18 protein-coding genes are annotated in these 24,478 nt (G+C 69.9%); 8 read left to right on the forward strand and 10 right to left on the reverse strand.

Annotated elements, in window-relative coordinates:
- Position 1 precedes the first annotated feature (1 nt).
- The 4 genes from NVU01S_RS18900 (at position 2) to NVU01S_RS18915 (ending at position 3,613) form a co-directional block, all read left to right on the forward strand.
- Entirely contained in the window at positions 2-1,198 is a 1,197-nt protein-coding gene (locus tag NVU01S_RS18900; protein WP_043666770.1) for a cytochrome P450, read from the forward strand.
- A 1-nt stretch (position 1,199) separates the two neighbouring features.
- A complete protein-coding gene (locus NVU01S_RS18905; RefSeq protein ID WP_043666505.1) occupies positions 1,200-2,357 on the forward strand; it encodes a glycosyltransferase in 1,158 nt (385 codons plus the stop codon).
- Complete coding sequence (locus tag NVU01S_RS44240) at positions 2,354-2,797, forward strand: pyridoxamine 5'-phosphate oxidase family protein (RefSeq protein WP_043666507.1); 444 nt, start codon at positions 2,354-2,356, stop codon at positions 2,795-2,797. The genes NVU01S_RS18905 and NVU01S_RS44240 overlap by 4 nt, the downstream gene beginning before the upstream one ends.
- A 114-nt stretch (positions 2,798-2,911) precedes the next feature.
- A complete protein-coding gene (locus NVU01S_RS18915; RefSeq protein WP_043666509.1) occupies positions 2,912-3,613 on the forward strand; it encodes a VC0807 family protein in 702 nt (233 codons plus the stop codon).
- A 137-nt stretch (positions 3,614-3,750) separates the two neighbouring features.
- On the opposite strand, the gene NVU01S_RS18920 is transcribed toward NVU01S_RS18915, so the two are convergent.
- From NVU01S_RS18920 to NVU01S_RS18930, 3 genes are read right to left on the reverse strand one after another with little or no spacing between them, the layout of a single operon-like run.
- Entirely contained in the window at positions 3,751-4,929 is a 1,179-nt protein-coding gene (locus NVU01S_RS18920; protein WP_043666510.1) for a cytochrome P450, read from the reverse strand.
- Entirely contained in the window at positions 4,926-6,908 is a 1,983-nt protein-coding gene (locus tag NVU01S_RS18925; protein ID WP_052280322.1) for a non-ribosomal peptide synthetase, read from the reverse strand. Before NVU01S_RS18925 ends, NVU01S_RS18920 begins: the two co-directional genes overlap by 4 nt.
- Complete coding sequence (locus tag NVU01S_RS18930) at positions 6,905-7,939, reverse strand: LLM class flavin-dependent oxidoreductase (protein WP_043666512.1); 1,035 nt, start codon at positions 7,937-7,939, stop codon at positions 6,905-6,907. The genes NVU01S_RS18925 and NVU01S_RS18930 overlap by 4 nt, the downstream gene beginning before the upstream one ends.
- A gap of 191 nt (positions 7,940-8,130) precedes the next feature.
- Between NVU01S_RS18930 and NVU01S_RS18935 the strand changes: the two genes are divergently transcribed.
- From NVU01S_RS18935 to NVU01S_RS18950, 4 genes are read left to right on the forward strand one after another with little or no spacing between them, the layout of a single operon-like run.
- Complete coding sequence (locus NVU01S_RS18935) at positions 8,131-9,342, forward strand: nucleotide disphospho-sugar-binding domain-containing protein (protein WP_052280323.1); 1,212 nt, start codon at positions 8,131-8,133, stop codon at positions 9,340-9,342.
- Positions 9,339-10,634: a condensation domain-containing protein gene (locus tag NVU01S_RS18940; protein WP_043666514.1), complete on the forward strand. Its 1,296-nt coding sequence runs from the start codon at positions 9,339-9,341 to the stop codon at positions 10,632-10,634. Before NVU01S_RS18935 ends, NVU01S_RS18940 begins: the two co-directional genes overlap by 4 nt.
- A complete protein-coding gene (locus tag NVU01S_RS18945; RefSeq protein WP_082031916.1) occupies positions 10,618-11,523 on the forward strand; it encodes an arylamine N-acetyltransferase family protein in 906 nt (301 codons plus the stop codon). The genes NVU01S_RS18940 and NVU01S_RS18945 overlap by 17 nt, the downstream gene beginning before the upstream one ends.
- The gene (locus tag NVU01S_RS18950) at positions 11,520-15,200 is read left to right on the forward strand and encodes an SDR family NAD(P)-dependent oxidoreductase (RefSeq protein ID WP_043666516.1); all 3,681 of its coding nucleotides are present in this window, start codon (positions 11,520-11,522) and stop codon (positions 15,198-15,200) included. Before NVU01S_RS18945 ends, NVU01S_RS18950 begins: the two co-directional genes overlap by 4 nt.
- Here the strand turns inward: NVU01S_RS18950 and NVU01S_RS18955 are convergent.
- The 7 genes from NVU01S_RS18955 to NVU01S_RS18985 all read right to left on the reverse strand — a co-directional run bounded on the left by NVU01S_RS18955 (position 15,158) and on the right by NVU01S_RS18985 (position 24,473).
- Positions 15,158-16,942, reverse strand: coding sequence for an AfsR/SARP family transcriptional regulator (locus NVU01S_RS18955; protein ID WP_052280325.1), 1,785 nt, complete (start codon positions 16,940-16,942; stop codon positions 15,158-15,160). The two genes, NVU01S_RS18950 and NVU01S_RS18955, sit on opposite strands and share 43 nt — an antisense overlap.
- A 340-nt stretch (positions 16,943-17,282) precedes the next feature.
- Positions 17,283-18,431: a glycosyltransferase gene (locus NVU01S_RS18960; protein ID WP_043666518.1), complete on the reverse strand. Its 1,149-nt coding sequence runs from the start codon at positions 18,429-18,431 to the stop codon at positions 17,283-17,285.
- On the reverse strand, positions 18,428-19,792 hold the full coding sequence (locus NVU01S_RS18965; protein ID WP_043666520.1) for a glutamate-1-semialdehyde 2,1-aminomutase: 1,365 nt from the start codon (positions 19,790-19,792) through the stop codon (positions 18,428-18,430). Before NVU01S_RS18965 ends, NVU01S_RS18960 begins: the two co-directional genes overlap by 4 nt.
- Positions 19,793-19,809: 17 nt before the next feature.
- The gene (locus tag NVU01S_RS18970) at positions 19,810-20,295 is read right to left on the reverse strand and encodes a YdcF family protein (protein WP_156161487.1); all 486 of its coding nucleotides are present in this window, start codon (positions 20,293-20,295) and stop codon (positions 19,810-19,812) included.
- 106 nt (positions 20,296-20,401) lie between these two features.
- Positions 20,402-21,757 carry a glycosyl hydrolase family 28-related protein gene (locus NVU01S_RS18975; RefSeq protein ID WP_043666524.1) on the reverse strand — a complete coding sequence of 452 codons (1,356 nt, stop codon included), beginning with the start codon at positions 21,755-21,757 and terminating at the stop codon, positions 20,402-20,404.
- Complete coding sequence (locus tag NVU01S_RS18980; protein ID WP_043666527.1) at positions 21,754-23,094, reverse strand: Wzz/FepE/Etk N-terminal domain-containing protein; 1,341 nt, start codon at positions 23,092-23,094, stop codon at positions 21,754-21,756. Before NVU01S_RS18980 ends, NVU01S_RS18975 begins: the two co-directional genes overlap by 4 nt.
- A complete protein-coding gene (locus NVU01S_RS18985; RefSeq protein ID WP_043666530.1) occupies positions 23,085-24,473 on the reverse strand; it encodes a hypothetical protein in 1,389 nt (462 codons plus the stop codon). Before NVU01S_RS18985 ends, NVU01S_RS18980 begins: the two co-directional genes overlap by 10 nt.
- Between the last annotated feature and the right edge of the window lie 5 nt (positions 24,474-24,478).

Genomic DNA, 24,478 nt, shown 5'->3' on the forward strand with positions numbered 1-24,478 from the left:
CATGACCGCCGCAGAACCCGTCCCCTATCCGTTCACCCGGCCAGCCGCGCTGGAACCGCCGCGCGAGCTGTTCGGCCTGTCCGGCTGCCCGATGGTGCCGGTCCGGCTGCCGAGCGGCGACGACGCGGTGCTGGTCACCCGGCACGCCGACATCCGCGCGCTGCTCGTGCATCCGGCGGTGAGCCGCAACCTGAACCGGCCCGACGCCGCGCGCATCAGCAAGCACAACAGCATGTTCCAGGATTCGAAAATGGATCCCGACCCGCCCGAGCACACCCGGGTGCGCCGGCTGGTCATGCAGGCATTCAGTCCGGCCCGGGTCGCGGCGCTGGAACCGTTCGTCGCCGAGGTGGTCGACGAACTGCTCGACGCGATGGAAAACCACGGCGGGCCGGTCGATCTCAATCAGGCGCTGGCGTTCCCGCTGCCGATCCGGGTGCTGTGCCGGCTGCTCGGCGTACCGGAGCAGGACCAGGCGCGCTTCCGCGGCTGGACCGAGCATTTCCTGTCGGTCAGCCAATTCAGCGGTCCCGAGATCGGCGCGGCGATGCGCGAGCTGAACGAGTACATCGTGGCGTTGATCGAAGCCAAACGTGTTGCGCCCGGCGACGATCTGGTCAGCGATATGATCGCCGCGCACGACGCCGACGACGGCACGCTCACCGGTTACGAACTGCACTGGTGGTGCCGGCTGCTGCTGCTCGTCGGCTACGAGACCACCGCGAGTCAGCTGGGCGGCACGGTGGCGCTGCTGCTTTCGCGCCCCGATCAGCTCGCGCTGGTGCGCGACGATCCGAGCCTGGTGCCGCGCGCGGTCGAGGAGGCGTTGCGCTGGAAACTCGTCGGCTCCTCGGTGTCGATGCTGCGCTACACCACCGCCGACATCGACCTGGACGGCTACACCATCGCGGCGGGCACCAGCGTGATTCCCGCCGTCGACGCCGGAAACTTCGACCCCGCGGTGTTCGATCACCCCGAACGCTTCGACATCACCCGCACCGACAACGACCACCTCACATTGAGCCGGGGCCCGCACTTCTGTATCGGCGCCGGACTCGCCCGCGCCGAACTCACCACGGCGATCGGCCGGCTGCTCGCCCGCTTCCCGACGCTGCGACTCGCGGTGCCCGCCACCGAGTTACGCAGACAAGAGGGCGCGCTGCTGGAGGGCTTTCTCGGTATCCCGGTGGAGTGGTGAGATGCGCGTTCTCTGTGTGAACTGGGCGTGGCCGTCGCATTTCATGCCGCTGGTGCCGGTGCTGTCGGCGCTGCGGGCCGCGGGCGCGGAGGTCCGGGTGGCGAGTCAGCCGCTGCTGCAACGGATCGTCACCGACGCCGGGTTGCCCTTCACCCCGGCCGGCGCCGACGTCGACCACTCCGCGATCCGGGCTCGCACGGCCGCCGCCGCGCCGCCGGTGGCCGATATCTGGAACGTCGACGAAAACGCCAGAATGACACAGGTTTTCGCGGTCTTCGCCGAGCGTGCCCGGCTGATGCTGGACGACACCGTGGCCCTCGCCGAACGCTGGCAACCCGATCTGGTCTTCTTCGAGCCGACCAGTTTCGCGGGACCGCTGGTCGCCGCGCTGCTCGGGGTGCCCGCGATCCGGCACATCCACGGCGTGGACATGACCTACCGGGCCAGGGGCGCGACCCCGGCCTTGGTGGCGCCGCTGGCCGAGCAACTCGGCATCGCGCTGCCGAACCTGCTCGGCAGTCACACCGTCGATCCGTGCCCGCCGTCGCTGCAGATCGCGACCGACACCACCTCGACCGCCGTGCGCTACATCCCGTACAACGGGCCCGCGACCATTCCGGCCTGGCTCGCCGAACCGCCCACCGTGCCCCGCATCTGCCTGACCTGGGGCACCACGGTGACCGCGCAGGGCGGGGAATTCCTGCTGCCCGAGGTACTCGCCGCACTGGACGGGCTCGAGCTGGACGTGGTCGTCACGGTGCGGCCCGCCGAGATCGAACACCTCGGCCCGCTGCCGAGCAATGTGCGAGCCGTGTCCGGGCTCGCCCTGCACCTACTAATGCCCTCGTGTGCGCTGGTGATCCATCAGGGCGGTTTCGGCACCATGCTCACCGCGGTCGATGCCGGTGTGCCGCAACTGTTGCTGCCGCAGTTCCCCCATCACATGCTGCCCGCCGAGCAGTTGCGCGGGACCGGCGCGGCAGCGGTGCTGCCGGTCGCCGACTTCGATCGTGCCGTGGTGCGCGACCTGGTGGTCCGCCTCGTCGGAGACAGCCCCGAACGCGCCGCGACGCAGGTGCTGCGCGCCGAGCTACGGGCCCAGCCGACCCCCGCGCAGATCGCGCCCGACCTGCTGGCACTCGGAAAGGGAACACGGTGAGACAAGCAGCCCCGCGCGCACTGACCGACCGCAAAGAGCATGTCCTGGAGTTGCTTGCCGGACCGGGACACCTGTGGCTCGCGACCGCGGCCGAATCGCTCCCGCACCTGGTGCCGCTGGCCTTCGCCTATGGCGAGGGCGACCTGCTGATGGTGACGAAACCCGGCACCAGGACCGTGCGCAGCCTGCGCGACGCGGGCCGGGCCAGGGCCGCGCTCGGCGACACCCGGGACGTGGTGCTCATCGACGGCACCACCACCCTCTTCGATCCGCAGTCGGTCACCGGGCAGCTCGGGGCTCTGCTGGACACGCTGCCGATGGGCCGGCGGGTGCCCGGCAGCGTCGGTCTGCGGCTGCGGCCCGACCGAATCCAGGCGTGGCAATCGATGGCCGAGATCGGCGACCGCACCCTGATGTCGGGTGGTCGCTGGCTGGTCTGAGACCGCCCGCACAGGAGATAACTCCTGGCCGAATCGGCGGTTTCGTCTCTACAGCGCGCCGAGGGCGGCCAATAGCCTGAAATCGCCACCGACCCCACCGATCAGGAGACCTCGATGACGGCACCGACGCCGAAGAAGACGAGCCGGTTCAAGGCGCTGTTGCCGCTGTTCGGCAACGTGATCGTGTCGACCGTGCTGTATTTCGTGCTGCGCGCGATCGGCTTCAGCGAGATCTGGTCGCTGGCCATCCCCGGCATCGTGGTCGCCGTCACCACCACGGTCGGCAGCATCCGGCGGCGCTCGCTGGACGTCATCGGCGCGCTGGTGCTGGTGGAGCTCGTCGTCTCGCTCGGGCTGGCCTTCGTCACCGACGATCCGCGCATCGCCGCGATCCGGCCCGCGCTCTACATGCTGACCACCGGTGGTTTCTTCCTCTTCACCTGTGTGGTCGGCAAACCGGTCATGTATCTACTCGCCACGCCGATGGCGACCAATGGCGGCGAACCCCGCCGCACCGAGGCCTACCACCGCGCGTGGGACGAGGAACCGCGGTTCCGCAAACTGGAACGGCTGATGACCCTCGGCGTCGGCCTCACCATGTTCCTCGATTCGGGTCTGCGCATCGGCATCGTCTACAGCTCCCCCGCCAGCGACCTGGACCGTTCCTTCCTGGTCTCCAACGGCGCCGCCATCATCATGGTCGTCCTGGTCATCGTCATCATGGTCGCCTTCATCCCCCGCCTCTCCAAGATCGTCGACCAGGTCCAGCAGCGCATCCCGGCACCCGCCCCCGCCCCCGAAGTCCGCACGCACTGAAGACCGGTGGTGCTGTCGCCCACCACGGACATCGCGACCTCGGCGTGGCGGCAGCCGGCCAACCCTGGTGGAGTTCCTGCAACCACTCATCGACCAGTGGCGCGACCTGCCGTTCGCGGGCGGACTGGACGGGTTCGTCACCAAGTGACCGGTAGCTCGTGCAGGCCGAACAGCACCGCGTCGTATTTGACTGCCGTATCGGGTAATTCACCGGCCAGTCGTAGTTCGGGTAAACGAGCCAGTACGGTGCTGAACACGATGTCCAGCTCGAGCTGGGCCAGCGCCGCGCCCATGCAGGCGTGCGCGCCGTAGCCGAAAGCCAAGTGTCGCTGCGCGTCTCGGTGGATGTCGAGCGCCTCGGGATTCGGGAACACCGTGGGATCCCGGTTGGCGGCGGCGGCCAAGGGGATGACGCCCGTACCAGCCGGGATGGTGGTGCCCGCGACCTCGATATCCCGGGTGGCGGCGCGGCAGGTGGCCAACTCGGCGACCGAGGTGTAGCGCAGCAGTTCCGCGATGGCGCCCGGCATCGCGGCCGGGTCGGCCCGCAGCGCGGCCAACTGGTCCGGATGACGCAGCAGCGCGAGCAGGCCGACCGAGATGGTGTTCGCCGTCGTCTCGTATCCGGCCAGCAGGATCAGGATGAGCACGATGGTCAGCGCGCGCAGTTCCAGGTGGCCCGGCGCGACGTGCTCGCGTAGCACGCGGGAGATCAGGTCGTCCGCGGTCGATCCGTGTTTACCGCGTACCAGGTGCTTCACGTAGTCGACCAGCGCTTCGAAAGGCGCCGCGCCGCCGTGCGTGATCACGCGCACGGTGAGTTCCTCGAACGACGCGGTATCCGCTTCGGGCACACCGAGAATGCGGCCGATGGCCAGGGCCGGTACCGGCAGCGCGATCGTGCGGACCAGATCCGCGGGCGGCCCTGCGTCGAGCAATCGGTCCAGGCGTTCGTCCACGCAGCGCTGGATGTAGGGACGTAGCGCGGCCACCTTCCGTGCGCTGAACTCGGGGGTGAACATCCGCCGGTGCGCACCGTGCTCCGCGCCGTCCATGCCCACGAAAACCTTTATCCGGCGCAGGTATTCCGACTCGGCGGTCAAGAACGGGAAGCCGGGAGCGCAGCGATCGGCGCTGAGGCCGGGGTCGGTGAGCACGGCCCGGACGTCGGCGTAGCGGGTCACCAGCCGGACCGGCCTGCCGTCGCGCAGGGTGGCCCGCCCGACCGGACATTCTTCGCGCAGGGCGCGATATTCGGCGGGGAGATCGAACGGGTTCGGCCGGCGCATCGGGAATGCCGGATCCGCCGCGTTCATCCGGGGCTCCCCTGCTCGACCAGCGCGGACACCGGCCCGGCACGACGTGGCAGCGGCTCGAGCGCCGCGATGAATTCCGCGAAAGTCGGGTGCTCGTAGAGCAATCCGACCGGCACGCGGCGGCCGAGCAGTGCGCCGAGGGTGGCCACACACCGCACCGCCGCCATCGAGGTGCCGCCCGCGGCGAAGAACGAGGTGGCCGGGCGGGGCGGGTCGCCGAGCAGATCGGTCCACACCTCGGATACCTTCGCGGCCAGTGGATCTCGGCGGCGCACGAGCGAGACACGGCGGCGCACCGTCGTTTCCGGATGCAGCGCCCGGTGCCCGGCACGCAGGCGTGCCCGCTGGATCTTGCCGGTCGCCGTCCGCGGAAAATCGGCGGTCGACAGGACGCGGACCTCGTCGACGGCGAAGCCGAACCGCAGCGCGACCCGTTCCCGAATCGCATCCGCCACCTCGGCATCGGGGCGCACACTCACGAACACCGCCCGCCGTGGCGGCCCGTCCGGGTGTTCGAGCACGGTGAACGCCGCGTAGCCGTCCAGCACGCCCTCGACCTGCGCTACCACCGCTTCGATCTCCTGGCACGGGATATTGCCGCCGTTGATGACCACCACATCGTCGTCGCGTCCCGTCACGACCAGTGCACCACCGGTGACGAAACCTTGGTCACCGGTGGTGAACCAGCCGTCGCGCAGCGCCGCGTCCGCGCCGAGGTAGCCCGTGAACAGCGTCGCACCGGCCACCTGTACCGCGCCGAGTTGATCTTCGTCGCAGACCGAACCATCGGGCCGCACCACCCGAATCCGCACGCCCGGCACCGGCGCACCGGTCACCGCCAGCTCCAGCGCCCCGGCCGCACCCGGTGCCTCGTGCCGCACGCGTTCGTCGGCCGTCATCCGCACCCGCACCGCCGGGATACCCGGATCATCCAGGGACGGTCGCGAATAGACCACGCCGGAACCGGTTTCCGACATGCCCCACGCGGGCCGGAACACGGCACGGGAAAGCCCGTGCGGCGCAAGCAGTTCGATGAACTCGTCGGCGACCGCCGCCACCACCGCCTCGCCACCGTCGAGCACATGCCGCAGCCGGTGCAGCCGCCACCGCCGCTGCGGCGCGCGCCGCAGCGCCGAACAGACCAGCGCGAAACCGAAATTCGGCGCCCAGGTGGTGCCGGCCCGGTGCGCTTCGAGCAGGTCCAGCCACGCAAGCGGATCGGCGAGCACCCGCGCGGTGTCCACCTGCACGAGTGAGCAGCCGAGGAAGACCGCCTGCGTCGCCCACATCACGATGCCGCCGACATGATCGAGGGGCATCCAGTTCAAGGCCACGTCCGAGGCGCGCAGATCGTTGTATTCGGCTGCCGCCCAAGCACGGTGGGCCAGGGCGGCGTGAGTCAGCAGCACGCATTTGGGCCGTCCCGTGCTGCCGGAGGTCAACAGTCCGAGGGCGATGCCGGCTGCCATCGGTGGTGCGGCGGGCCGGTCCGCAGGCCGACCGCCGAGCGGTCTCGCCGTACCATCCGCGCCGACGGTGATCTGAAAATCGACCGGAACGGCGGCCACCGGGTCGTCCACGAGAACCACTGGCTGACCGAGCAATTCGTGTGCCGCGCGAATCCGTTCGCCGACCGCGCTCACCGTACCCAGCGCGCCTGTCCGCCCCACCGGGACCGGCACCGCGCCCGCGAGCACGCAACCCCAGAACGCGGTCAGCTGCACCCGGGCGTCGACGGCGGCGATCAAGACCGGCGTCCCGGGCGGCAGCTGCTCCGCCAGATATTCGCCCAGCGTCCCGGCCGCGCGACGCAGATGCCGATAGTTCTGAAACCGTTCCAGCCCTTCGTCGTCGACGTAGGTGATGCCCCGGCCGAGGTCCTGCGCCGCTCGGTCGAGCGCCGCGGGGAGAGTGCGGGGCCAGTCGGCGGGCGGTTCGGTCGAAGCACCGATCAACAACGCGCGATTCGTTCGGGTCACCGGCTGACCCCCGGTGCGAGATCCAGTGCCTGTGCGGCGGTGCGCAGTACGTCGAGCTGGTCGTCGAGATCGGCGGCGAGCACGGTCAAGCCGAGGGTGGTCACCCCGGCCGCCGCGTACTCCGACATTCGCGCGCCGATGCTGTGCGCGTCGCCGAGCAGTGCGGTGCGCCGGATCAGGTCCAGCGGTACCGCCGCTGCGGCACCGGTCCGGTCACCGGCCGCCACCAGCTGATGGACCCGCTGGACCTGCTCGCCGTAACCCATGTCGGTCGCCACGCCCGCGTAGACGCCCGTACCACGCCCGAGCGCAAGGAAATTCGCGTAGTAGGGCCGCAACGCGACCGCGGCGGATTCGGCATCGGGTCCGACGCCGATGGGGATCGAGGGCAGCACCCGGAAGCCGTCGAGGCTCACGCCGGCCTGGGATCGGCCGATCCGGATGTGGTCGAGCGCCCACGAGACGCGTTCGGGTGCGCAGAACGCGCCGATCCAGCCGTCGGCGATCGCACCGGCCAGCTCGAGCGCGCGCGGGCCGACACCGCCCAGAAGTATGGGCAGGTCGGGGCGTGGTTCGAAGGCGCGCAGCTGCGCGACGGCCGCGGTGCCGTCCGGATCGTCCGGTGGCAGCCGCCAATGCGCACCCGAGTAGCGCACCGGTGCGCCGGACAGCGCGCAGCGCACCACTTCCACGTATTCGCGCAGCCAGGCCAAAGGCCGGCGGATGTCCGCCCCGTACCAGCCACGCGCCACCTCCGCGGCCGATACGCCGAGCCCGAGTTCGAACCGCCCGCCGGACAGTTCGTCGAGGGTCAGCGCGGTCAACGCGGTCAGCACCGGGCTGCGGGCGGGCGCCTGGAGCAGCCCGGAGGCGAGGGTGAGCCGCGAGGTGACCGCGGCGGCGGCGCCGAGCACGCTCACGCCGTCACCGCGAAACCCTTCGGGTGCGAGCGCGTACTCGAGCCCGAGTCGTTCGGCGGCGGGAGCGAGGCGAAGGGCGTGTCGTGGGGTCAGGAACACCGCGAGCCGCATCGTTTCTCCTCGTCGTGCCGGGTACTGCGAGGTCGAACGATCCGCCGCGGCACTCGAGGATCAACCGTGCCGTACTCGACGAGGCCGCTGCCGGTCTCGTACCGCCGCACCCGCACAGCGGTGCTGGAGTGATCTTCGAGCGGGCCCGTGGACGCTGTGCGCACCGACTCTCTCTCGGACGGAGGCGAAGGATGCGCGTCCTGCTGGCGACGTGGAACATGCCGGGCCATCTGTACCCGATGGTGCCGCTCGGCTGGGCGTTACGCGCCAGCGGTCACGACGTCGTGGTGGTGAGCAACCCGGATCTGGTGCCCGCGATCGTCGGCGCCGGTCTGCCCGCCCTGGGCGCGGGCCCGGAGTTCGACTCCTACGCCCGGCTGCGGGACGAACTCGCACGCCGCTCCTGGAAGCCCGCCGCGCCCGAGCCGACCTCGGATCCGGTCGCCGCCGCGGAGCGGGCCCGGCGCCGCCGGCTCAACGGATTCCGGCTCGCCGCGGCCGCCGCGCAGGCGCAGGCGCCCGAAGCGGTCGCGTTCGCGCGGCGCTGGCAGCCGGATCTGATCGTCTTCGAGCCCGCCGGTTTCGTCGGCCCGCTGATCGGGACCTTGCTCGACGTGCCGACCGTGCGACACCTGTGGAGCATCGACTTCACCGCGCCCATCGCGGAATTCGAAGAGGACCTCATCGGCGAACTCGCCGCACCCTACGGGCTGACCCGCATCGGGGTGAACGGCGACAGCACCCTCGATCCCGCGCCGACGCGCCTGCAGGTCACGGATCGTCAAGTGCGCGAACCGATTCGCTTCGTCCCCTACAACGGCCCCGCCGTCCTCGAACCCTGGCTGCTCGAACCGCCCGCCCGGCCGCGGGTGGGCATCACGTGGGGTACTTCGCAGAGCCGCCTCGGTTTCGACCACATGGTGCTCGCGCCCCGCGTGGTGCGGGCGCTCGCGCGGCACGACGTCGAACTGGCCGTCGCGGTCACCGCGGACCAGCGCAAGCTGTTCGACCACATCCCCGACAATGTGGTGCACCTGGGCCCGGCACCGTTGCATCAGCTCGCCTCGACCTGTTCGATACTGGTCGACCAGGGCGGCGCGGGCGGCGTGCTGACCGCACTGGTGAACGGTCTACCGCAGCTGGTCATTTCGCAGATGCCGGACGAGGTCTTCCACGGTCATCACGTGCGCGACAGCGGGGCCGGGTTGAACCTGCCCGGCGGTGATCTCACCGACGCCGAGATCGCGGCCGCGGTGGATCGGCTGTTCGAGGACGAATTCCACACCGCGGCAGGCGAGTTGCGCGACGATATGCTGGCCCGCCCGACACCGCTGGCCGTGGTCGAGCGGCTCGAGCGGCTGGCGCGCGCGGGTGCGCCTCAGCGAGCGGACGCCCCTCGATGACCGACACCTCGGGCATTCGCTGGCTGGCCGGGCTTCCCGTGCCGCAGTGGCGGTTCTGGTATCGCGAGCAGAAGCAGCCCGGCTATCGCGACGGCATCGATACCTTCGCCTTCCGGATCGGCGGCGCAGTGTCCGCCGACGCACTGGATCGGGCATTGCGCTGGGTGCTCGCGAGCCATAGCGCGTTGCGCACCAAGATAATCCGGGTCGGCGCTCGAGACACCCGGGTCGAGGTGATCGCACCGGAAGCGACGCCTTCGGTGCTGACGGTGCGCCGGGGCGAACCCGAAGCCGATTCGGCGGCCGTGCGCGCCTTCGCGGCCACGCCCTTCCGACTGGATGCCGAACTGCCGATCCGCGCACTGCTGTGCACCGACGACAAGGACCGGCACCTGCTCGTCGTGAGCGTGCACCACACCGCGTTCGACGGCTGGTCGGCGATCATCCTGTTCGACGCGCTCGGCGCGGCATACGCCCGTGCGCTCGCGGGACAACCTGATCCGGTTCCGGCACCCACCGACTTCCGTGCCAGTTGGGCCGAACAGGAGCGCTCGGCGGGCCCGGACGAACAGGAGGAACTGTTGCGATGGGGGCGCCAGCTCGTCGGGGTGCCGGATCTGCCGCTCCCGCACCCGGACTCGCCGGGCACCGAACTCAGCAGCGGAGCCGTGGACGAGTTGTGGTTCGCCTTGCCGAGCACGGCGTTTCGCAATATCGGCAGCACCACACCGAGCATGATCATGCTCGCCGCGTGGGCGCGAGCATTGCGAACATTCACCGGCGCAGCCGATTTCGCGATCGGTGTGCCGGTGAACGGCCGGGCGGCCGAGTCGAGCATCAACGCGGTCGGCTGCTTCGCCTCGGCGATCGCGCTGCGGTTCCGGCACGCCGGTGCCGACGATCCGCGCATCGACCTCGCCGCCGCGACCACCGGTCTGCTGCACGCGATGGACTACCAGTTCATGCCGCTCGAACAGATCATCCGGCTCGACCCGCAGCGCGATCCGCGCCGGATGCCGTTCTGCCAGGCCGGGTTCGTGGTGCAGACCGGTGCGAGCGTCACCCTCGCGCTCGCCGGCACCGAGGTCGAGTACCTGCACCGGCCCAAACAGGAGTCGTCGTACGAGTTGACGCTCGAGGTGTGGTCCGGCGCGGAGCCGAAGGGCCGCCTCTGGTACCGCACCGACATCCTGACCCGCGATCGCGTCGAGTCGCTGCGCGAGCTGTGGCTCACCGAATTGTCCCGCTGCACGAGCGCGTTACGGGAGGTGGAGCATGTCCGCAGCCACTGACGACCCACGAGTGGGCGCCTACCTGCGCAGGCTCGGATTCGACGGGGTCCCCGAGCGGTCGGTCGCGGCGCTCGCCGAACTGCACGCCGCCCACGCCGCCCGGGTGCCGTTCGAAACACTCTGGCACACACCGTCGATCGCGGTCGGCGACGCCGTCGAGCGCATCGTCGGCCAGGGCCTGGGCGGCATCTGCTACCACCTCAACGGGGCGTTCGGCTGGTTGCTCGACCAGCTCGGCTACGACGCACGACTGCGTCCGGCGGCCACCCAGAGCCGGTTCGCCCCGAGCGCGCAGCCACCCACCGGCACGCACGTCGTGCTCACCGTCGACAACCTGCCCGCAGCGGACAATCCGGCCGGGCGCTGGCTGCTCGATGTCGGTGCGGGCGAGGGTTTTTCGCGACCGATTCCGCTGATCCCGGGCGAGTACGCGCGCGGCGACTTCCGCTATCGGCTGCGTCCGTCCGATCTCGACCCGCACTGGTGGCGCTTCGACTACGACCGGCACGAGTCCTGCCGCGGCGTCGATTTCGCGCTGACCGAGGTGGCCTACGCCGAACTGGTAGAGATCTATACCCGGATGGCGGAGACCGATATGGCGATCTTCTTCCGCTACGGGTGGGTGAAGCGGCACGACGAGTCCGGTTTCGACGAGTTGATCGGCACGCAGCTGTCGAAGGTCACCGCGGCGGGCCGCGCTGTCCGCACAATCGCTGACCAGGACGACTATTTCGACATCCTGGCCACCGTCTTCCAGCTGACAGTCCCCGAGGCGCGCGCCGAGCGGGCAGCGTTGTGGCAGCGCGTGGTCACCGAATGGTCGGCGCAACGCTTCCGGGACGACTGGGCGCCGGCCCGCGCCGGAGCCGACGCCGACGCGACCCGATGAGTACCGCCTTCGTCCAGCAGATCTTCGCCAGGCCGGATGTGCTGGACTGCCTTGCGATTCCCGCCGAGGTACCCGGTGAATACCGCGTCTACGTCGTGCCCTCGGCCGACGCCGATCCGATCGAAGTGCAGCGCGAGCTGAGCCGGACACCGAAGATCGCGGTCCGCGTAGTGCGCCGGATTCCACGGCGGCCCGACGGCGCGCCCGACCTCGCGGCCCTACCGGAGGCGCAGGCGGCCGAGGACTGGGTGTCGGTGCGCTATCCGCTCGGCCACCGCCGGGTCGGGGTCCACCGCCCCGCGCAGCACCATGCGTCATCCACGGTCCGGCGCCTCGCGCAGGCGGCAGGTCCCGAACTCGTTGTCACCCGGACCGATCCGCGCACTCTCCCGGAGGCGCTGCGCGCGGCGTCGGCCACCGCGCACTCGGTGGTGACCGTCGGGCCGGACGGCGAGACCCGCATGCCCTACGACCGATTGCTCGAGCGCGGACTGCGGCTCGCCGCCGGGCTGTCCGGGCGGGGGTTGCCGCCCGGTGCGAAAGTCGTACTGGCGCTGAGTGATCTCGCCGACTACGTGGTGGCCGTCTGGGGTTGTCTTCTGGGCGGCTTCGTGCCGGTCACCACGGTCGAGCCGAAGCGTGACGACGTGGGTGTGCTCGTCGCGCTGTCGCAACGGTTGTCGGATGCGCCGATACTGACCTCCCCCGCGCTCGCCGAAGCGCTGGAACCGGCCGTCACCGTCGGCGAATTGTGCACGGCGGCAGCGCTGCCCGTGGCCGACGTGCACGCGCCCGACCCTGACGATGTCGCGGTGCTCGTGCTCTCCTCCGGTAGCACCGGGCGCCCCAAGCTGATTCAGCTCACCCATCGCGCGATCGTGGAGAACGCGCTGGCGGCCCGCCAGGTCGACCTGATCCGCGCCGGTGAGACCAGCCTCAATTGGCTGCCCTTCGACCATGCCCCGGCCCTGGTGATGTATCTGCTGCGGGACGCGGTGCTCGGCTGCACGAGCGTGCACGCGAGCACGAGCTACATCACCGCAGCACCGCTGCGCTGGCTCGACTTGCTGGAGCGGCACCGAGTGGCGCACACCTGGTCGGCCAACTTCGGCTACCGGATGCTCACCGCGGCCCTCGAACAGGCGCCGCAGCGGCAGTGGGATCTCTCGGCCCTGCGCACCCTGCTCAATGCCGGGGAACAGTGCATCCCGTCTGTGGTCGAGGGATTCCTCCGGGAACTGGGGCGTTTCGGCGTCACGGCGGCCAACTTCGTGCACATGTGGGGCATGGCGGAAACCGCGACGGCCGCCTCGTGCGCGTACTTCGACGCCGCGGACAATATCGTGACCCACGCCGGCATCGACTACATCAGCATGGGGGCACCCGCGCCGGGCAGCCGGTTGCGGATCGTCGACGAAAACCTGCTTCCGCAGGACGAATACACGATCGGCCGGTTACAGGTGCGGGGCAGCCGAGTGACGCCCGGGTATCTCGACAGTCCGGCGGCCAACGCCGCCGCGTTCACCGTCGACGGCTGGCTCGACACCGGCGACCTGGCGTTCCTGGCCGACGGCAAGCTCGTGATCACCGGTCGCGCCAAGGACGTGGTGGTGGTCAACGGGGCCAAGTATCACAGCCACACCATCGAAGAGCTGGTGCACGAGATCGAGGGCGTCCGGCGCGGGTACGTCGCCGCGGTGGGCATCGCCGATCCCGATCTGGGCACCGAGCTGCTCGGGATTTGTTATGTACCAACAGATTCCGGTGACCAACAGCGGACCGCGGCGCGGATCACCGCGACGGTCGGCGAGCGGCTCGGCCTGCCGGTCGGCGTGATCGCCGCGATCACCGCGGCCGAATTCCCGCGTACCACCGGCGGAAAGATCCAGCGGGCGGTCCTGGCGCGACGGCTGGCCGACGGCGAACTCGCGGACCGCGTCGTCGGCGGGGTCGGCGGTGCGTCCGGAACGACGCCCGACTGCGTCTATGTCACCCGGTGGCAGCCGGTCCCGCCGTCGCCGCGGCACGCCGGCGGTTTGCGTGGACCCATCGTGCTGTTCGCCGACAAGTCCGGTGTCGCCGAGGAATTCATGAGGCAGGTGCCGGGTGAGTACCTGGTTGTCCGGAAGGGCGCCGGGTTCCGGCGTACCGGGGACGGCTACGTCATCGATCCGGACCTCGATGAGCATTGGGCGGCGGTCCGGCCGACACTCGGCACACCGCAGACAGTCGTTTATCTGTGGAGTCTTGCCGCCGAAACCGATTCGTGTGCAGAGCATCTCGTCCGCGCCATCCAGTGCTGCACACATGACGGCGCCGGCCCGAGATTGATCACGGTGAGCCGGGGTGCGCGCGTGCTCACCGGAACCGAGTCCGGCATCGTCGCGGCCGCGGCCACCGCGGCCGTCACCGCCGTGTACCGGCAGGAGTATCCCGGTAGCGAGGCGGTGCACATCGATCTGGCCGAGAGTGCACCGCAACGCACCGCCCGGGATCTGGCCATCGCGCTCGCCGATCACAGCACCGCGTACCCGGAAGTCGCCTGGCGGCAGGGGCGTCCGCATCTCCCCGCCCTGACCGCGGTCGACGCGCCCGTCATCGAACCGAGCCCGCTGCGTGCGAATGGACGCTACGTCGTGCTGGGCGGCGCGGGCGGTATCGGCACCGAGCTGGTGCGTAATCTTGCCGCCACCTCGCGCGCCCAGTTCCTGATCATCGGCAGGCGGGCGCTCGACGCACCGGACAGCACAGCGTTGCAGGATAATTGGCGCAGGCTCTGCGACGCATCCGCACAGGCCGATTACGCGGCCGTCGATCTTCGCGACGAGGCCGCCGTGCGCGCGGCGGTGACGACCGCCGAAAACCGGTGGGGTGCACCGCTGGACGGCGTGATCCACCTGGCAGGCGAGTATCGGCTGCGCCCGCTGCGTGCCGAGCGGCCCGCCGACTGGGATCTCACCGCCACCGGTCACCTGCGCGGCCTGCTGGTGGCCGCGGAACTCGTCCGGGAGCGCCCCGGCTCCCGACTGATCGTCGGCTCCTCACTGATGGGTGAGTTCCCCGCGGCGGGCTGCGCGGCGTACGCCGCCACGAACGCGCTGTCGCGTGCGCTCACCGCGGAACTGCGCCGGCGCGACGGCACGCCGATCACCCGGCTCGCCTGGAGCCTCTGGCGCGAGACCGGCGTCAACGCCGGGAACCGGTACGAAGCCGCCGCGGCCGCACGGGGTTTCCTCGCGCTGCGGCCCGACGACGCGGTCCGCTTGACCGTGGAGACGCTGGGCCGCCCGCCCGGCGACTATCAGATCGGCATCGACCGGCGCGGCACCGATGTGCGCGCCCTCGTCGACGACGCCCGCGACCTCGCGCTGACCGAACCGGCCGGGGCGGCACCGCCGGTGGACCTGACACCGGTGGCCGTGACGACCCTCGGGCACATGATCCGGGCGCTGGACGGATTCACCGGCCTGCCGCTGTCGGCGCACACGCCCCTCAGCGCGCTGGGCCGCACCTCGGTACAGATGGTGCAGGTACACGCCCGCCTGGAGGGCGCGCTCGACACCGCGATCCCGCATGAGATGTTCTTCGCGGCAACCACACTCGGCGCCCTGGCGGGCGCGTTGCACGAGTCGGGTCAACAAGCCTCGGTGTTCGGGCCCGCCACCTCGGCCACATAGCAGGCGACGAGGTCCGGGATGTCGAAGCTGTCCACCCCGACGACACCCCAGTTACAGCGCACCAGCCCGTTCTGGAGCAGCTGCTCGATGGCGTTGTCCGCCGACCACTGCCCCGGCGCGCACAGCTGTTCCGCGCGGGTCATGGTCAGCGTGCGCGAACCCGCGGCGACCGCGGCGTTCAGCAGTGCACGCGCGGGCGCGGCCAGCTCGCGATAGCCCGCCGACACCGTGCGGGTCATGCTCCAGTCGAGGAACTCCAGCTGGTGCAGCCGCCGCCGCGGATCCGCGAGCCGGTCGGCGAGCATGGACAACGACAGCAGTCGATTGGTCACCAGTTTCGCGCCGACGATGCGCAATGCCAGCGGATTTCGATCGCAGTAGGCGATGATGCGTTCCGCGGCATCGGTTTCCGCGCTCATCCGATCCGGACCGATGATCGCGGAAAGTATCTCGTTGCTCTGGCCCGCGTCCGGCGCTTCCAGTTCGATCGGCGCCGCGCCTTCGATACCCGCGACCGCGCGGAAGGTGCCGGTGATCAGCACCGCGCTCCCGGGACCGCCCGCGAGCAGTTGCCGCACCTGGCCACGGGTGGTGACATTGTCGAGCACGATGAGCACCCGGCGGCCCGCGGCCCAACTGCGGAACAATTCCGCCCGCTCGTCGAGTTCATCGGGCAAATGTCCGGCGGCGAAACCCACCGCGCGCAGGAACCGGCCGAGAATACGGAACGAACCGTGCGTGCCTTCCCGAAAATCGACATAGAGCTGACCGTCCGGGAAATGGCCGCGTACCGAATGTCCCGCGTGGATCGCCAACGCCGATTTGCCGACGCCGGGCCCGCCGGTGACGGTGACCACGGCGGCCGTGACGGCCACGTCACTGGTCAGCAGTTCGGTGAGTCGTTTCTTTTCGTCGGCGCGACCGGAGAAATCGGACAGGTCCCGCGGCAATTGCGCGGGCGCCACCGCGGTGCGCACCTCGGCGGTGGCCTGTTCCGGTGCGCCGTCGAGCAATCCGCGCTGCAACTCCTGGATGGCCGAGGACGGTTCGATGCCCAGCTCGGCACTCAGGTTGGACCGCAGCAGGTGGTACACCTCGAGCGCCTCGGACCTGCGGCCGCAGCGATGCAGGCACGTCATCAGGTTGCCGTGCAGCCCTTCGTGATAGGGGTGCTCGCCACACAGGAGTTTCAGCTCACCGATCAGATCCCGGTGATGGCCCAGACGCATCCGCGCCTCCACCCGCAACTGCGTGACCTGCAACAACGACTCACGCAACCGGTTGATCTCCGGTTCCAGAATCGGGCCGGCACAGATGTCGTACAGCGGCGTGCCGGTGCACAGCGCGGCCGCGTTCGAGGCGGACTGCAAGGCTTCCACCACCGCGCCGTCGGACAGCTGATCGCGCGCCCGCTCGGCGAGCTGCTCGAACGCGGCGATATCGAGTTCGTGGTCGGCCAGCCGGATTTCATAACCCAGCGGATGCCAGCGCAACACGTCACGTCCGTTGGCGCCGTGCGCCTGCAACAGTTTCCGCAGTTGATAGACGTAGGTCTGCAAAGTCGCGAGCGCACTGATCGGCGCTTCGTCGTTCCACAGTTCTTCGACCAGAACTCCGGTGGGCACGATTCGGTTTCGCCGCACCGCGAGCAGCGCGAGCAGGCTGCGCAACTTCGGCGCCGTCGGTGTAATCTCACCATCGTCCACGGTGACTTGCAGTCTGCCGAGCGTTGAGACGAACATCCAATCTCCTGGATCTTCCGGCAAATCCCACTGAAACCTGATACTTAGCCCCGCTCAGCACATTCGAACATGGCGGCAACCGGACGACTACCAGCAAATCGGACAATGTGACGCGGATTACAGCTCGGATTCCGTAATTTTGCTAACGCGATGACAATCGAATTAGAAGAACATATAAGCGGTTTCGCGCACGCCCAGGATAAATCAGACAATCCATACAACCGCGACGTTCAGCGCCATCGCTCAGGGCAACGATTCCCCGCAAGCCGCACCCGCTCCCCTAACGACCACACCGATCCCGCCACCACACCTCCTACGAAAGGGTGGCGATCGACGGGTGTCAGGCGCCGACGCCTCGGGTGAGGGTTCGGGTGACTGTGGTGGATAGGCGGGTGCGGAAGGCGGTGGGGGTGAAGGTGGTGGCGTGGGTGCGGATGGTGGCGGGGTCGTAGGTGGTGGGATCGAAATCGCGCAGGTGGCGGGCGAGGCTGTCGATGACGGACTGGTCGTCGCCGGGGGCGAGATACTCGCCGGTGGTGCCGGGGCGGACGGTGTCGAGGGCGCCGCCCGCGCCGACGGCGAGGACCGGGGTGCCGCAGGCCATCGCCTCCACCGGGACGATGCCGAAATCCTCGACCCCGGGCATGAGCAGGGCCTGGCAGCGGCGATAGCTGTCCAGCAGGACCGCGTCGGAGGCGGCGCCGAGAAACGTGGTCTCCGGTCCGGCGATGGACTCGAGGTAGGGGCGGTGCCTACCGTCGCCGAGCACGACCAGCCGGCGACCCGCCTGCTGCGCCGCCCTGATCGCGAGGTCTGCCCGCTTGTAGGGCACGAGACGGCCGGCGAACAGGAAGAAATCCTCGCGCGGCAGCGCCGGGTCGGGAGTGAACCGATCTATCCGCACCGGCGGATTGATCACGGTGGCGGGCAGACCCCACCAATCACGCACGCGGGCCGCGACCGCGTGCGAGTTGGCGATCACCTGTGCCAGCCGCGGCGCGGCCCGCAATTCGGCACGGCGGGCGACATGACCGAGGGCTGCCAAGGCGAGCTGACCGGACCGCCCACCGGCCTCCTGGGCACGAAAAGCGCTGTCCCACGCCCAGCGTGCCGGGCTGTGCACATACGCGATCACCGGTGCGTCCGTGGCGAATACGGCCTGGGTGGCGAACGCGTGATGGCTGACGATCACCGCGTCGAACCGCCCGGCCAGCGGGAGGCGACGCAGCGCCCGGGGCACGAAAGGCAGCAACGGGGCGTGCGCGCGAGTGCCCAGCGCGGCATGCACCCCGCTGAGCCAGCTGTCCTGAATCGAATCCAGTTCTCCCGCACCACATTGCGCCGCGAGCGCGGCCTGCCCCGCACGACTGACGATCGGTGCGAACACCGCGGCTCCCGGCCAGGTGCGGAGGAACTCCGCGACCACCGCTTCGGACCCGCCGTATTCGGTGAATCGCTCATGCACGAGCCCGATGCGCGGTGCGGTCACGAGTGCTGCGCTCCGCCTGGCGAGGCGGCGGCGATCCGGCGTGGCGCGGCGGTCCGCCGGAGCGCCGGGGCGACCGGCCTTCCCACCAAAAGCCCTGTGACACTGCCCTGTTCGAGCGCGCGCCGGTAGACGAGCGCCGCCTCCCGGCACGCGGAGACCGTCGCGTCGATAGCGTCGTCGGTGTGCGCCGCCGAGGTGACGAACGATTGCCCCAGTACCCCGCGGGCCAGCAGTTCCTGCAGGAACAGCGTCCGGAACGCTTGCGACGGCCTGCCGCGCGGATCTCTGGTGAGATAGACCAGGCACGACGGCCGCCCGGCGACCTGGAGGAAATCGGCGATACCCAGCTCGGCGGCAATGGCATTCACCGCGTCGGCGAGCCGTCGGCCGGCTCGTTCCATCCGGCCGATCGGGTCGGTGTCCGCGTAGGCGCGGACCACCGCGCGGAACGCGGCCAGTCCCGCGGATTCCGGCCCGTGCGTGGTCGAGAGCAGGAACACCCGGTCCCGGTCGGTCCGCAGCCCGCCCAGCTCCAGGTAGTCGCGCTTGCCCGCCAACGCCGAGATCGGGAACCCGTTGCCCATCGCCTTCCCCCAGCAGGACAGATCCGGGCGCACACCGTACACCTGTTGCGCCCCACCGGCCGCCCAGCGGAACCCGGTGATCATCTCGTCGAACACCAGCAACGCCCCGTACCGATCACACAGGGCGCGAACACCGTTCAGATACCCGCTGCCGGGCTCGGCCAGGGCGGTCGCCGCCTCCATGACCACGCATGCCACCGGCACCGCGGCCAGTACGTCGGCCAGTGCGCCGAGATCGTTGTACGGGAACTTCACCGTGGCGGTGTCGTCGGTGCCGCTGTCCATCTCGGTGGTGCCGATGAACCAGTCGTCCACCGAGAAGAACGGTTGATCGCACACCGCGACCACCACCCGGCCGGTGGCGGCGCGGGCCAGCCGGACCGCCGCGGTGGTGGCGTCCGAACCGTTTTTGGCGAACTTGACCATGTCGGCCCCGGGGACCAGGGACAGGAAGTCCTCGGCGGCAAGCAGTTCCAGCTCGGTGGGCCGGGAGAAGTTCACACCGTCGGCGATGGCGGCGGTCACCGCCTCGACCACCGGCCGATAGCCGTGCCCGAGCGTCACCGAGCGCAGGCCCATGCCGTACTCGACGTACTCGTTTCCGTCGCAGTCCCAGACCCGGCAGCCGTTGCCGCGCACCAGGATCGGGGCCATGTGTTCGGGGTACTGGTCGGCGCCGCGCGCATAGGTGTGCGCGCCACCGGGTATCAGGTCGTGCAACCGCGCTTGGATGCCGTTGCTACGAGCGAAATCACGTCGGCTGTCGAGACTCGTCACGCGCGTTCCTCATTCCTTCAACACCCGCGTTCGGTGAACGCTTTGAGATAGCCCGCCGATTGGCGCAGGTACATCCACGACCAGAACACCGGCCCCGACGGACTGGGGCTGGCAACCATCGTCACTGCACCGGCGAAGCACTTCTGCACGATGTACCGCGCGCGCGACACATGCGGGGTGAAGGTCACCACGATGATGTGCCGCCAGCCGTATTGCCGTGCCCTGCGGCCGATTTCCTGTGCTTCGCCCTGGGTGGTCCACGGGTCGGGGACGAAACAGCTGACCTGGAAATCGAAGTGCCCGGCGCAATACTTGTCCATGGCGGGGTCGTCGGCGCCGGTGGAGCGCGAGATCAGCAGTTGCCGGGCGTAGCCACGCCGCGCGAGATCCAGTCCCACGTCGAAGCGTTCGTACGGCGTGCCGCCGAGCACGACGATGGCGTCGGCGGGCCGCAGCGGATCCACCTGCGGTCGCACGTACACCGGCCGGCCCAGCGCCGCCATCGCGGCCACGACGGCGATCAGCGCGACGACGCCGAGCAGCGCACGCCGGATCCGGCGCGGCGGCCGCAGCGCATCGGGTGCGGCGGCGACTGCGTTGTTCACGGCCTCACCTCGCCGGCCTGTCCCGGCCGAGCGGCACCGCGCTCACCGCACCGGTGGGTGCGACCACCAGCCGCCAGTACCCGCCGTCCGCGTCCTTGAGCACGATGCCGCCCTCGGCGCGATCGGAAAGCCAAGCGCCGCTGGACAGCACCGCCGCCGCCACCGCGCCGTCGGCGGCTTGGACCTGGAGGATGTCGGTGTCCGGGCGGCCCGCCTGCGCGACCGTGGTCCCGGCGAACCGCGCCCCCAGCATCCGATCCCGGCCGATCACATGCCATCCGGTGGGGAAGGTCGCGGGATCGATATCGCGGGCGGAGCTCGAAATGAGGCTCACCGCAGTGCCTTCCGGACACCCCTGCCAGTCGATCCGCAGTTCGGTGGGCGGCTTGTCCAGATCCGCGTCGAACTGCACGTTCGCCAGATACGGTTGGCGGCAATAGGTCAGGTCCACGCAGAGGGTCCGGGCCGCGATCTTGCAATTGACGAGTCCGAACTGTGCGGGTCCGCCGCGCTCCCGGTGCCCGATCGACAGTGCCGTATCGGCGCCCTCGAACCAGACGTTGGTCAGCCACCAGGCGTTGGCCGCGCCGTCCACCACCAGGTGCCGGTCGGTGGTGCGCGGGTCGGTATCGGAGACGAATTCGACGTTGCTCAAGGCCAATCCGGCGTTGTGGTCGCCGCCGGTGCCGAGCACGCTGATCCGGTTGTTGGTGAATTTCGACGAGGTCACGTAATTCTGGATGCACGAGGTCACCAGCCCGTACCCGAAATTGTTGATATCGCAGTTGACGAACGCGGTGCCGCCCGTGTTCTGATCGAGCACGACGCCGCGCTGTTCGGCATAGCGCGGAAAGTTCTCGCTGAGGTGATTACCGCGCAGCACCACCGATTCGAACGAACACCGGAAGCATTCGGACAACGACACGGCGGTCACCGCCGGGTCGGAGACGAAGATGCCGAGCCGGGCGAAGCGCACGCGCTGCCGCTTGCGCAGGGCGATCAGCGTGCCACCGCCCTCGTAGTTGATCATGCTGACGTCGCCGCCGTCGCCGAGCACCGTGGCATAGTCGGGCAATGGTGGCCAGGACGTCACCCGGTACTGCCCGGCGGGCAGATACAGCACCAGCGGTCCGTCGCCCACCGCGGCGGCTTGCGCGAGCGCGGCGGTGTCGTCGGCCTTCCCGTCGCCCACCGCGCCGAAATCGCGGATGTTGCGGGCGGCGGGTGCGTCGGTGACCCGCGGCGAGCGGAACTCCTCGTCGGCGTCGGACCGGGCCGCACACGCGGCCAAGGGCAGTGCGGCGGCCGCGCCGAGCGAACCGGCGAGCAGGCGACGACGATTCACCGAGTCTTCGCTCATAGGCGCAACCTCTGACTCAGGCGCGGCCGGTCGCCGGGCCGGGATACCGCGATGACGCCCACCAGTGCCGCGCCCGCGGCGCCGAAGGTCGCCAGCGCGCCGCGGAGCTGGGCCGCGTCGGTGGTACCGAGCTCCACGACGCCGATCGTCGTGTCCCCGCGCGGGGCAACCGACAGCGCGTCCGCGGCGGCGGTGACCGGTGCCACCTCGACCACCACATGGTCGAAATCGCATCGCAGGTCGGCCAGCAGCGCCCCGAAACGCTCGGTGGTCAACGCATCCGGCGTCCCGGGATCGGGCGCGCCGAGTGGCAGCAGGTCGATACCGTCGTCGGGTAGCCGCACCACCGCATCGCTCAGTCTCGGTCCGCCGCGCAGGACTTCGGCGAGCCCGGGACCGGTGTGCGCCAGCAGTCGACCGGAGCTGCCCGCACCCGTGGTGTCCGCGTCCACGAGCACCACCCGGGCACCGGTGGCGGCCAGCGATCGGGCCAGCCGCGCCGCGATGTCAGGGGCCGACCGCGCGGAAAGACTGGTCAGCACAATCGTTTTCGGACTCTTCCCGGCGGCGGCGTCGGCGAGGCGGGCCCGTAGCCGCCGCGTCTCCCCCAGCTCGCCCGGTAGGCCGATGTCGAGTATCGCCAGAATCGGCACAGTCGGCCGCTCGGGTGCGCCGGACCCACCGACCCGAACCGGTTCCGCCAGTGCCGATTCCAGCTCGTTGGAGGTGCGCAACCGACGGTCCAGCCGATCGCGGAGCAGGGCCGCCGCGAAGCCCAGCGCGAGGCCGGCGCACAGACCGAGTGCGAGCAGGCGCGTTCGGCGCGGGCCGCTCGGCGCGGCGGGCAGCTCGGCCCGGTCCACCACCGCGACCCGGGTGGCGGGTGCCGCGCCGAGCTCGGTGGTCTCCAATTCGTCCACCAGCCGCCGGAATTGGGCCACCACGGCATCGGCGAGATCGCGCGCCTCCGCGGCTGTGGGCGCGGACACGGTGGCGACGAGCACGGCGGTCGCGGGCGGCGAACTCGCCGAGATCCGGCTGCGCAGTTCGCCGACGCTCAGCCGTAACCCGCGATCGTCGATCACGCGCTGGGCGACGGTGGCGCTGGCGAGCAGGTCCAGATACGACCGGACCCGCTGTTGCGCCGCCAAACCGCCCTGGTATGAGTCGTTCACCGACGTTCCCGTGGACATCGACACGTACATGCTGCTCGAGGCTTTGTACGTCACCGGAATCGTCTGCGCGTAACCCGCGGCGGCGAGCAGGCAGACCAGCACCGCCGCGGTGACGACGAGCCAACGGCGCCGCAGGACGTGCCAGTACTCGATCAAACCCATTGCCCAGTCCTTTGTGTAACGGGGACAACGGATTCGGCCCGCTCCCACGATCGACGCGCCGATAACTGCCCGCGCGAACCGCGGTACAAACCCACCAGCAGATAGATGAACCACACCAGTACGACGGCCTGGAGATATTTGCCGAGCATCTCCATGCTGCCGAGAATGCCGCGCTCGAAGATCACCGGTATCTCGATGAGCGCCAGCCCCAGCACGACGAGGGCGATATACCGCGAGTACAGCGCCCGCGCCCAGGAGGCCAACAGCGCGAATGTGAATGCGGCGCCCACCATGATTCCGGTGTATCCGCCGAGCAGATAGCCTTCGCTGATCCCGCCCTCGGCCAGCGACACCGACACCTGGCTCATGTCCACCGAGGCGCCACGGACGTCGGCGGCCCACGCGGTGCCGGAGCGCAGCTTCTCCGTGCCGAGCAGTTGCGCGGGAATCAGACTGCGCGCAGCGTTTTCGGCCGCCTCGCCCGGGGACAACCAGGACCCGGGCGGGGTGTAGTACACGTCGGTCGCCGCCTCCAGCAGGTCGAACCGGCGCAGCACGCTCAGCACGGGCCGGACCGCGGCGGGATACGCGGCATCGGTGACCGCGGCATCGGCCTGCGTCTGCCCGGTGGCTTTGAGCGACTGCAACCAGCCGAAGCCGCCCATGCCGAGGATCGAGACGAGCAGAATGGCAACGATTTTCGGCCGCGTCCAGCCGCCGAGCGCGAAGCGCACGCCGATCGCCAGCGCGGCGCCCATGATCGGGGTCTTGGATTCGACGGCGACGGTCCAGAGCAGTTCACCGGCCAGCAGCAGGCCGACCGCGGCCACCGTGGCCCGGGCGCTTGCCAACCGCACGAAGACGATGAGCCCGATCGCGCCGATCGTGCCCAGCATCGTCACGAAGGTCAATGCCGGACTGGACGTTTCGACCTCGCCCGCCTTGCCCGCGGTGCCCGTGGCGACCATCGCCGAGCGTCCGAGGGCGCCCAGGAAATACAGCACGCACAGGGTCGGCACGAAGTTCGGATCGTCGGTGATCGTCGCTCGCTGAGGCGCGCGGCGACGGCGCAGCCAGATCGCGAAGGCGACAACCAGGCCCGCGTATACCCACAACCCGAACACCACCGGACGCAGCACCATGGCGATGCCGTGGTCGTATCCGAGGGCGGCGAGGCGCGGATCGGCCACATTGTCGCCGAAACGCGGTTCGGGCCGCACCCACAGCAGCACAACGGGTCTGGCGAGATAGGACATCGCCCAGTACACGGCCTGCGCGATGAGCAGCACCCTGGCCACGCCGGGGACGGTCAGCGCCGCGACCACCATCGTCGCGAGCGCAGCGGCGATCATGATCAGTGCGGTGCCGGCGGCGGTCATCGGTG

Origin of the sequence: Nocardia vulneris (assembly GCF_001613425.1) — a bacterium.
Lineage (GTDB): Bacteria > Actinomycetota > Actinomycetes > Mycobacteriales > Mycobacteriaceae > Nocardia > Nocardia vulneris.